The sequence below is a fragment of the Aeromicrobium piscarium genome (assembly GCF_007421815.1).
GTDB lineage: Bacteria > Actinomycetota > Actinomycetes > Propionibacteriales > Nocardioidaceae > Aeromicrobium > Aeromicrobium piscarium.
This window is the reverse complement of sequence record NZ_VLNT01000026.1, coordinates 23,953-33,420: the sequence shown is the minus strand read 5'-3', so window position 1 is coordinate 33,420 and position 9,468 is coordinate 23,953. Positions and strand designations below refer to the sequence as shown.

General features: G+C 68.7%; 11 protein-coding genes and 1 tRNA gene. 5 read left to right on the top strand and 7 right to left on the bottom strand.

All coding sequences use genetic code 11. The annotated features are described in order from the left end of the window. The first annotated feature begins 68 nt into the window (after window positions 1-68). The 4 genes from FNM00_RS17645 (at window position 69) to dapD (ending at window position 2,280) form a co-directional block, all read left to right on the top strand. Window positions 69-150: transfer RNA gene (locus tag FNM00_RS17645), tRNA-Leu, on the top strand. A 106-nt stretch (window positions 151-256) separates the two neighbouring features. Next, a complete protein-coding gene (locus tag FNM00_RS17640; protein ID WP_143914851.1) occupies window positions 257-769 on the top strand; it encodes a hypothetical protein in 513 nt (170 codons plus the stop codon). 9 nt (window positions 770-778) lie between these two features. Further along, window positions 779-1,240, top strand: a complete 462-nt coding sequence (locus FNM00_RS17635) for a tRNA (cytidine(34)-2'-O)-methyltransferase (protein ID WP_143914850.1) — start codon at window positions 779-781, stop codon at window positions 1,238-1,240. Between the two features lie 95 nt (window positions 1,241-1,335). Continuing rightward, window positions 1,336-2,280: a 2,3,4,5-tetrahydropyridine-2,6-dicarboxylate N-succinyltransferase gene (gene dapD / locus FNM00_RS17630; protein ID WP_143914849.1), complete on the top strand. Its 945-nt coding sequence runs from the start codon at window positions 1,336-1,338 to the stop codon at window positions 2,278-2,280. A gap of 63 nt (window positions 2,281-2,343) precedes the next feature. Here the strand turns inward: dapD and FNM00_RS17625 are convergent, their stop codons facing one another. The 5 genes from FNM00_RS17625 to fdxA all read right to left on the bottom strand — a co-directional run bounded on the left by FNM00_RS17625 (window position 2,344) and on the right by fdxA (window position 6,119). After that, the gene (locus FNM00_RS17625; protein WP_143914848.1) at window positions 2,344-3,168 is read right to left on the bottom strand and encodes an ABC transporter permease; all 825 of its coding nucleotides are present in this window, start codon (window positions 3,166-3,168) and stop codon (window positions 2,344-2,346) included. After that, complete coding sequence (locus FNM00_RS17620; protein ID WP_143914847.1) at window positions 3,165-4,076, bottom strand: ATP-binding cassette domain-containing protein; 912 nt, start codon at window positions 4,074-4,076, stop codon at window positions 3,165-3,167. The genes FNM00_RS17625 and FNM00_RS17620 overlap by 4 nt, the downstream gene beginning before the upstream one ends. 80 nt (window positions 4,077-4,156) lie before the next feature. After that, window positions 4,157-4,372 carry a hypothetical protein gene (locus FNM00_RS17615; protein WP_143914846.1) on the bottom strand — a complete coding sequence of 72 codons (216 nt, stop codon included), beginning with the start codon at window positions 4,370-4,372 and terminating at the stop codon, window positions 4,157-4,159. Window positions 4,373-4,690: 318 nt separating this feature from the next. Beyond that, complete coding sequence (gene dapC / locus FNM00_RS17610) at window positions 4,691-5,788, bottom strand: succinyldiaminopimelate transaminase (RefSeq protein ID WP_143914845.1); 1,098 nt, start codon at window positions 5,786-5,788, stop codon at window positions 4,691-4,693. Between the two features lie 7 nt (window positions 5,789-5,795). Further along, window positions 5,796-6,119 carry a ferredoxin gene (gene fdxA, locus FNM00_RS17605; RefSeq protein WP_143914844.1) on the bottom strand — a complete coding sequence of 108 codons (324 nt, stop codon included), beginning with the start codon at window positions 6,117-6,119 and terminating at the stop codon, window positions 5,796-5,798. Between the two features lie 117 nt (window positions 6,120-6,236). Here fdxA and FNM00_RS17600 point away from each other — a divergent pair, with 117 nt between their 5' ends. Then, complete coding sequence (locus FNM00_RS17600; protein WP_185973224.1) at window positions 6,237-7,187, top strand: GNAT family N-acetyltransferase; 951 nt, start codon at window positions 6,237-6,239, stop codon at window positions 7,185-7,187. Window positions 7,188-7,193: 6 nt separating this feature from the next. Here the strand turns inward: FNM00_RS17600 and FNM00_RS17595 are convergent, their stop codons facing one another. Both FNM00_RS17595 and FNM00_RS17590 read right to left on the bottom strand, forming a co-directional pair. Beyond that, window positions 7,194-8,933, bottom strand: coding sequence for a VanW family protein (locus tag FNM00_RS17595; RefSeq protein WP_143914842.1), 1,740 nt, complete (start codon window positions 8,931-8,933; stop codon window positions 7,194-7,196). Further along, a complete protein-coding gene (locus FNM00_RS17590) occupies window positions 8,930-9,463 on the bottom strand; it encodes a flavin reductase family protein (protein WP_221933805.1) in 534 nt (177 codons plus the stop codon). The genes FNM00_RS17595 and FNM00_RS17590 overlap by 4 nt, the downstream gene beginning before the upstream one ends. Window positions 9,464-9,468: the final 5 nt, after the last annotated feature.

Below are 9,468 nucleotides of genomic sequence, written 5' to 3'. Positions count from 1 at the left end.
CACCACTCGCGGTCGAGATTGCACCACTCGCACCCTCACGTACCCCTTTCGCCTATCCTTGGGTCCGGGCCGGTGTGGTGGAACTGGTAGACACGCAGGATTTAGGTTCCTGTGTCTTCGGACGTGCAGGTTCGAGTCCTGTCACCGGCACCCGAGCAGAGGTAGGCCATCAACCTCACCCCTCAAGTGACGTACCGCCGGTCCTGAGCCGCCGCGTCAACCGGACACCATCGCCCGATTGGCTTAGGGTCGAGACATGCGCTGGTCGACACGTCAGAGTCTCCTCTGGTCGGCCATCACCGGGGCCCTCTTCGGCGTCTTCTTCGCCGCCTGGTCAGGCATCGTCGACGGCCAGACGGCAGCGCGAGCCGTGGTCTCGGGAGTCGTCGCCGGCCTCGTCTTCGGTGCGCTCCTCGGGCTCCTGCAGCTCCGCGAGTTCCGTGTCCAGGAGGATGACGGTGCGGACGAGCTCACCTTCCGCCAACGACGCCGGGTGACGAGAGCCGTCACCCGCGGTGACGTCCCCACCGATCCCGTCATGCGCAAGGCCACGCTGGCCGCGGCCCGACGCCGCCTTCGCTGGTACCACGACCGCGCCGCCTGGCTCTACCGCATCTGCTTCGGAGCCCTCCTCATCCTCACCGTGATCTCTGCCATCGACGACTCCCCCGTCCTGTGGCTCGCTGTGCCCCTCTACGCAGGCCTGCTCGCCTACGCCGAATGGGAGCGGCGCAGGCTGCCGCGACGGATCGCCCGGCTCGAGGCGTAGGCTGCCGGGGTGTTCCGCATCCTATTCTTCGAGCCGCGTATCGCGGGCAATACCGGCAATGCGATCCGTCTCGCGGCCGCCACGGGCTCCGAACTGCACCTGGTCGACCCGCTGTTCGACTTCGAGGACACCAAGCTCAAGCGTGCCGGCCTGGACTACCACGATCTCGCCGTGGTGACGGTGCACGAGACCCTCGACGCCGCCCTCGATCAGCTCCTGCCAGCTCGGCTCTTCGCCTTCACCACGCAGGCCACGACCCGCCACACCGATATCGACTACGTGCCCGGTGACGTCCTGATGTTCGGGCCCGAGCCCACCGGCCTGCCAGCCGAGGTCCTCGTCGACCCACGCGTCACCGACCAGCTGCGCCTGCCGATGCTCGCCTCGCGCCGCTCGATGAATCTCGCCAACTGCGCCTCGATCGCGGTCTATGAAGCCTGGCGCCAGCACGATTTCGCCGGCGCCGTCTGATCTCCCGACTTGTGCCGGGTTCTGGCCCTTGCCGGCGCCGTAGGAGGGCCAGAACCCGGCACAACGTGCACCGAACGGCCCGATAGATTGGGGCCATGACGACTCCCGAGCATCCCGGTGCGTTCGGCTACGGCCTCGCCACCGTGACCCCCGACGGCACCGTCCTCGACGTCTGGTACCCCGAGCCGCAGCTCGGCGCGGCATCGGACTCGCTGAGCGAGCCCGATGACCTGGTTCGAGCCGCGGGCGACGACGAGGTCCGCCAGGTCACCCGCGCGGTGGTCTTCACGCAGATCGAAGACCTGCAGGCCGCCCCCCAGGACGCCTACGACGTCTACCTGCGGCTGCACCTGCTCTCGCATCGTCTCGTGCGCCCGCACGGCCAGAACCTCGACGGCATCTTCGGCCTGCTCGCCAATGTCGTCTGGACGAATCTCGGCCCGTGCGCCGTGGACGGCTTCGAGCTGACCCGGGCTCGCGCACGCGCCGCCGGACACCATGTCGGCGTCACCAGCATCGACAAGTTCCCCCGCATGACGGACTACGTCGTGCCGACCGGCGTGCGCATCGGCGATGCCGACCGAGTCCGTCTCGGTGCACACCTCGCCACAGGCACCACCGTGATGCACGAGGGCTTCGTCAACTTCAACGCCGGAACGCTCGGCACCGCGATGGTGGAGGGACGCATCTCGGCCGGTGTTATCGTGGGCGATGGCTCGGATGTCGGCGGCGGCGCGTCCATCATGGGAACGCTCTCCGGAGGGGGCAAGGAGACCATCAGCGTCGGCGAGGGCTGCCTGCTCGGCGCCAACTCCGGTATCGGCATCTCACTCGGCGACGACTGCGTCGTGGCAGCCGGCACCTATGTGACCGCCGGCAGCAAGGTCACGCTGCCCGACGGATCGGTCGTGAAGGGAGCCGAGCTGTCGGGCTCGAACGGCATCCTCTTCCTCACCAACTCCGAGACCGGAACCCTGGAGGCCCGCCCCCGCGAGGGCCGCACCTCCGTCGAGCTCAACTCGGCACTGCACGCCAACTGACGACCAAGAACGACGGCCCGGCCCCCGATCACAGGGGGCCGGGCCGTCGTCATCTAACCGGACTCAGCCGATATCGCGGCGCAAGGTGATCAGGCGGGAGCCGACCGCGAAGATCGCGATGTAGACCGCCAGCACGAGGACGCCTGCCCACCGAGGCAGCATGTCGCCCTCGGCCATCGTGCCGAAGAAGCTCGTGCCGAGCACCGCGTCGGCCGCCGCCCCCGGCAGGTACGCGCCGATGCCCTCGAGCCAGTCGACAGCACTCGCCACGACGCGGGCGATCGGCTCGATGAACTGCGTGAAGCCGATGATGACGATGATCGCCGCCACCTGATTGGTCAGCAGACCGCCGATCGATACCCCCAAGATCGTCCAGATCGCCATCACGACGACCGACCATCCGAGCAGTTGCCAGACAGCCCCGGACCCGAGATAGGCGCCGTCACCGAGCAGGGACAGGATCGGCGCGGCGCCGGCGACGGTGCCGAGGGTGGCCAGCAGGCCGATCGCGAGACCGAAGATCGCCGCCACGATGAGCTTGGCGACGACGAGCAGCGTCCGGCGCGGCTCGACGAGCAGCGTCGGCGTGATCGTCTTGTGACGGAACTCGTTGGTGAACAGCAGGCTGCCGATGATCAGCGGGAAGACATAGCCGAGCGGGCTGGTGACCGAATAGGCCATCTTCGCGGCATCGACGCCCAGGGGCAGCACGGCACCGGACTCGGCCGCCTCGGCCAGGTCCTGCTGCGACATGGAGCTGGCCTGGGCGAAGCTGAAGGCCATGACCAGGCCGATGAAGGCCAGATAGGCGAACATGCCCAGCGCGAGGATCCACCACATGCGGGTGGACAGGAACTTGCGGAACTCACTGCGAATAGCCGCGGTCATGCCCCCACCCCCTGCGTCGGCTCTCCGGTGAGTCTCAAGAAGACCTCCTCCAGGCCGACACCGACATCGGCCAAGCGGTGCAGCTCGATGCCGTCGGCGAAGGCCGCGGCGCCGATCGTGGCCTCGTCGACGCCGTGGATGCGCAGCGCGCCCGGGGCCTCCTCGAGGTTCCACTCCCGGCGCTGCGCGAGGTCGCGCAGCCGATCGGGAGTCGGGGTGACGATCTCGGTCGTGGTCTCGGTGAGATCGCGCAGACCGGCCAGACTCGACTCGTGCACGAGCCGTCCCTTCGCCACGATGACGACATCGTCCACCGTGCTCTGCACCTCGCTCAGCACGTGGCTGGAGACCAGCACCGTCTTGCCCTCGTCGGCGAAGGCGCGCAGCAGCTGGCGGAGCCACACGATGCCCTGCGGATCGAGGCCGTTGGCGGGCTCGTCGAGGATGACGACCGACGGGTCGCCGAGCATGGCGTACGCCAGCGCGAGCCGCTGACGCATGCCCATCGAGTAGCCGCCGACCCGCCGCTTCTTCGCTTCGGCGAGGCCGACGAGCTCGAGCAGCTCATCGCAGCGGGAGTCCGGCACGCCGACCTGCGGCGCGTACATGCGCAGGTGGTCCAGCCCGGAACGACCGGGATGGAAGGACGACGCCTCGAGCGTCGCCCCGACGGTCTGCGCGGGATGGCGCAACTCGGTGTAGGTCTGGTCGCCGATGAGGGCGCGACCCGAGGTGGGTCGCATCAGGCCCAACAGCATCCGCAGCGTCGTGGTCTTGCCGGCGCCGTTCGGACCGAGGAAGCCGGTCACCGCCCCCGGTCGCACCGCGAAGGAGAGGTCATCGACCGCCTTCACCTGCCCGAAATGCTTGCTGAGTCGGTCTACGGTCACGGCGGCGGGCGCAGCCATGGGCGTCCTTTCGGTCGTCGTCAGGGGCGGTCTCGACCCTATCGTCCGGAACGACGACCGGCATAGCCGGGCGCGAGGCGCTAGCCGAGCACCTCCGACACGTCGACGACGCCACGGTCGTCGATCGCGTCGACCAGCTTCGTAAGGTCATCATCACTCAACGACACGCCGGCCTCGTCCAACCCATCGCGGAGTTCCTTCGCCGTGTCCCGATCGGGAGCCGACTCCTGGTACGCGCCGACCCGCTCGACCACGGCCTGAGCCGCCTTCAGATGCTCGTCACTGAGATGTGCCATGTCTCCACGGTAGGCACGGTCGCGGTCTCGCGCAGGCTGCCGCCATCCACGATCGGTGCCACCGGCGTTCTCGTCGCCGAACGCATCGAAATCGCCATCCTCGACCCACGAGGAACCTCAGCACGGCACCCCGAGGAGGACGACAGATGCCTCCCGGTCCACCACGGGGCTCTCGACGATCGATGCTCGGCGTCGACGGTTGACCGTCCACCGCGCAGCGGCCTGACCACATCGCGGTGGGCCGGCAACCACCACGGCTGCATCGGAGACGACGAGCCTCGATCAGGCTGGCCTTCCACGGGCCAACGGAATCCTGTGTCAGGCGAGGCGTTCGGCGGCGGCGGCGACTCGCTCGTCGGTCGCCGTGAAGGCGACCCGCACGTGCTGGCCACCCGCCGGGCCGTAGAAGTCGCCCGGTGCGACGAGGATGCCGCGCTCGGCGAGCCACTCCACAGTGCTCCGGCACGATTCGCCGCGGGTCGCCCACAGGTACAGCGAGCCCTCCGAATGAGAGATCTCGAAGCCCGCGCCCTCCAGCGCCGCGCGCAGCACGCCACGGCGGGCGGCATAGCGCGCACGCTGCTCGTCGACGTGGGCGTCGTCGCCGAGGGCCGCCTCCATCGCCACCGCCACCGGCCGCGGCAGCATGAAGCCGAGATGCTTGCGCAGCGTCAGCAGTTCGGCGACGATCCCTCGGTCTCCCACGACGAAGGCATCGCGATAGCCCGCCAGGTTCGACCGCTTGGACAGCGAGTGCACGGCCAGGAGTCCGTCGAGCGATCCCCCGTTGATCTCCGGGTGCAGGATCGACGCGGGCTCGCCCTCCCAGACGAACTCCAGGTAGCACTCGTCGCTGACCAGCAGCGTGCCGCGCTCACGACACCACTCGACGACCTTGCGCAGGTGATCGGCGCCGAGCACCTGTCCGTGCGGGTTGGCCGGAGAGTTGAGGTACAGCAGTTGCGGCGCCGACGGCCCGAAGGCCACGGTGCTGTCCGCCGCGACCGGCGTGCAGCCCGCGTACCGCGCGCCCACCTCGTAAGTCGGGTACGCGAGGCTCGGGAAGGCCACGGTGTCGCCGGGGCCGAAGCCCAGCTGCATCGGCAGATTGCCGATGAGCTCCTTGGAGCCGACGGTCGGCAGCACGGCATCGGGTGTCACCCCGGTGATCGCGAAGCGACGCTCCAGCCAGTCCACCGCCGCCTGCCGCAGGGACTCCGGGCCGAGGACGGTGGGATATCCCGGTGAGTTCGAGGCCGCACGCAGCGCGTCCTGAGCGATCCGCGGCGTGTCGTCGACCGGAGTGCCGACCGAGAGGTCGACGATCCCGCCCGGATGCGCGCCGGCAGCCGCCTTGGCGTCGAGGATCGTGTCCCAGGGGAAGTCCGGGAAGCGCGAGGAGACCGGTGCGGGCACCGCGCGATCAGTCCTGATTCTGCGGGGGCAGTGCCTCGATGAACGGGTGATCGTCGTCGATCACGCCCATCTTGGCCGCTCCACCGGGCGAACCGAGCTTGTCGAAGAAGTGCACGTTCGCGTCGTAGTACTCCTTCCACTCCTCCGGCGTGTCGTCCTCGTAGAAGATGGCCTCGACCGGGCACACCGGCTCGCAGGCACCGCAGTCGACACACTCGTCGGGGTGGATGTAGAGCATGCGGTTGCCCTCGTAGATGCAGTCGACAGGACACTCGTCCACACAGGCACGGTCCTTGAGGTCGACACACGGCTGGGCAATCACGTAAGTCACGGAAACTCCTTCGGAACAGTCCCCACCAGTATCGCGCGGACGCCACCGGCCCCGCAGCGCAGGTCCACCTTATGGATACCCGCCGGGGACATGGGCCGACCTGTCATCGTGGGCACCGTGCGGAACTCCCTCGGACGCGAGCAGATCGGGCAGCGCCTCAGTGTGCGCAGTCTCACAGGGGGTCAGGGTCCCAGCGGAGGTCCGGAGGCCACCGACACGATCGGCGTGCTCGTGGCCGTCGAGGCGGACAGCGTGGTCCTCGAGCGCCGTGACGGCAGCCGGACGAAGCTCCGGACCGACCGGATCGTCGCCGCGCGTATCGTGCCCCTCCGCCCGCGCCGACGTCAGCCGGCCGTGGCGATCGATGCCGACGCGTTGACGCGGATCACCTCGCGGGGCTGGCCGGCCGTCGTCAGCGAGCCGCTCGGCGACTGGGAGCTACGAGCCGCCGGCGGATTCACCGGACGCGCCAACTCCGCGGCCGTGCACGGCGACCCGGGAGTCCCCTTCGCCGAGGCCACGGCGCGGGTCATCGACTTCGCTGCGCACCACGAGATCGCCCCGCTCGTCCAGGTCATCGTGGACTCAGCCTGGGAGCGGCGGTTCATCGACGCCGGTTGGGAGTCGATCCGCGGCCCCCGCCCGGGCGCCATCGTCCAGGTCGCCGATATCGGACCAGTCGCCCACGACCCGGCGATCGAGTTCTCGCCCACCGCCAGTGATCGCTGGCTGCGCCGCTACGGACGCGTCGAGGACCCGTCTCTGGCCCGCGCCGTACTCGAAGGGCCGGATCGGGTCGCCTTCGCGACGCTCGACGAGGTCGCCATCGCCCGTGTCGTGGTGACCGGGACCTGGGCAGGACTGACCGCGCTCGAGGTGGAGCCCGGCCACCGGAGGCGCGGACTCGCCAGAAGGCTCGTGCTCGGCTGTCTCGCCTGGGCCGCGGAACGGGGTGCTGACAAGGCCTATCTGCAGGTCATGGAGGACAACGCCCCAGCGCTCGCGGTCTACGCGCCTCTGGGCTTCACGACACACCACGCGTACGCATACCTGCGGCCGCCGTCCTGACGATCGTCAGTCGTCGCCCCCGGGCTGCGGACCGCAGACCACCCGATCGGCGGCCTGGTAGTTCGCGGTGACCGTCTCCCGGTTCACTTCCTGGCCGTTCTGGCGGAAGATCCGGATGATGTCGATGTCGAAGCCCTGGGTCGGCGCCTGCGGGACACACGCGCCCGTGTCGTCGTAACGCGTGCCCGGCTGGCGGAAGTTGCGTCGCGGCGACTCACCGGCCTCGATGTCGTACTGCTTGGTGCCCCACATCTCCACGGTGATCGTGCCCTGGGACCCCGGAGCGCTCGGTGAGATGTACGAGCGGATCAACACGCCGTTGTCGAGAGAGTTCTTGAAGCGCAGATCCAGGCTTCCGTAGTACACCGTCGCCTCACGACCCACCGGATAGCGATCGATGTAGAAGGCGTGCGGATGATGCTCGACATCCTCCAACCCGGCGAAGAAGGCGGCGTTGTACGTCGTGGTGACCACCTGGGAGACGCCGCCGCCCATCTCCTCGCGGAAGACCCCGCCGTTGATGACCACGCCGGTGGCGAAACCGTTCGCGGCCGTGCGCTCGCCGACGGTGTCGTTGAAGCTGAACGTCTCTCCCGGCTTCAACAGCGTGCCGTTGAGGATCTCGGCGGCACGCCCCTGGTTGATGTTGCGGTAGTCGGCGTGCGGGTAGTTGGTGCTGAAGGTCGAGATCTTCTCGGTGATCCCGAGCGCCTCGGCGTCCTCGGTGGTGAACTGGGGCTCGACGGGAGTGGCCTCGACCGTGATCGCCCGGGCCTCACCCTGCTCGGTGATGACGGGCAGCAGCTCCGCGGCCATCGTCGCCGGATCGAGACCGAGGCCGGGCTGGCTCGGGGTGATCACGGGGGTGTCGTTCTCGATGGAGATCACCGCGTCGACGGCCTTCTCACCGATTCCGGTCGTGGAATCGGTCAACGGCTCGGCCAGGGCCTCCTCGTCGATCTTGGCGGCCATCGCACCGTCCTCGACCTCGACGGTGAGCGCCGGTGTGTAGGCGGTGACCGGCAGGTCGATCGACTGGTCCCCGACATTGAGCGTGACCGGTGCGCTGACCGCCGGCTCGGCGATCGTGGACATCGCCTCGGCGAGCCCCTCGCTGTCGACCTGCGGCTCGACGGTCTCGACCGGGATGTCGACCGGATCGTCGCTCATCAGATAGGAGGTGCGGATCGCCTCGGCCAACGGCTCGTGTTCGACCAGCTCGCCAGCCTCGGGCTCACGCGGCTCGGGCGCCCCTTCGGGGAAGGAGATGAACGCCTCGACGACCGGCTGATCGACGGTCTCGGCGATCGTGTCGACCGCGCTGGCCAGCTGATCGTCGTCGACCGTGAGGACAGGGTGGTAGTCGCGATCGCCGAAGATCAGGCCCACCATGCGTCGCGGATCCCAGGAACGACCGCCCCCGGCGCGCTCGATGCTGGCCTCCGCGTCGAACTCGAGGCCGATATCGGCCGGGACGAGCTCGAAGCTCTGTTCGCCGCGGGAGACGATGATGGGAGCATCGATCCGATCGGCCGTGCCCTCCTCCAGGGCGGCCACGGCGTCGCTGGGCGTCTTGCCCCCGACATCGATCTGCGCGACCGTGGTGTTGGCGGGCATACGGGAGCCGGTGAGGAAGTATCCGGCGATGTAGAGGGCGGCGAGGAGAGCGAACACGCCCCCGAGCGTCCACCAGGGCCACCGGCGGCGACGTTTCGTCGAGGCGGTGGTCGTGGTCTTCTTCGTCACTGGGGTCCTCCGTAGACCGACTTCTCCGACTCCGAGGATCGCACGATCGTGCCGTAGTGGGAGCGATAATAGAGCAACGGATCGTCCGGGCCCTCGTTGACGCGGGCATCTACGACCCGTCCGAAGAGGATCGTATGGTCCCCCGTGACCGTCGTTTCCGCGGTCTCGCACTCCAGCCAGGCGAGTGAGGCATCGAGCAGCACGACGCCTGTCGAGCCGCGATGGTGCTTGACCTCCTCGAACTGGGTGTCCAGCTCCCGGCCCCGATGCGCGAACCAGGCGGAGTCGTCGCGTCCCTCCTCCGCGAGAATCGAGACGCCCCACACCCTGGCCTGCGTGACGGCCTCGTGGAAGCGGTTGCGTTGGTCGACGCAGACGAGCACCAGCGGCGGATCGAGCGATACCGAGGTGAACGCGCTCGCGGTCATCGCGTGATCGACGCCGTCGACCACCGTCGAGATCACCGTCACGCCGCTGGCGAATCGCGAGAGAGCGCCGCGGAACGCGGTGGGGTCGACGGGTGTAGACACGACAC

Excerpts from the sequence above, each read along its gene's own strand:
- FNM00_RS17615 (WP_143914846.1), bottom strand. The coding sequence starts at position 4,372 with ATGGCACATCTCAGTGACGAGCATCTGAAGGCGGCTCAGGCCGTGGTC.
- FNM00_RS17620 (WP_143914847.1), bottom strand. The coding sequence starts at position 4,076 with ATGGCTGCGCCCGCCGCCGTGACCGTAGACCGACTCAGCAAGCATTTC.
- dapD (WP_143914849.1), top strand. The coding sequence starts at position 1,336 with ATGACGACTCCCGAGCATCCCGGTGCGTTCGGCTACGGCCTCGCCACC.
- FNM00_RS17625 (WP_143914848.1), bottom strand. The coding sequence starts at position 3,168 with ATGACCGCGGCTATTCGCAGTGAGTTCCGCAAGTTCCTGTCCACCCGC.
- FNM00_RS17640 (WP_143914851.1), top strand. The coding sequence starts at position 257 with ATGCGCTGGTCGACACGTCAGAGTCTCCTCTGGTCGGCCATCACCGGG.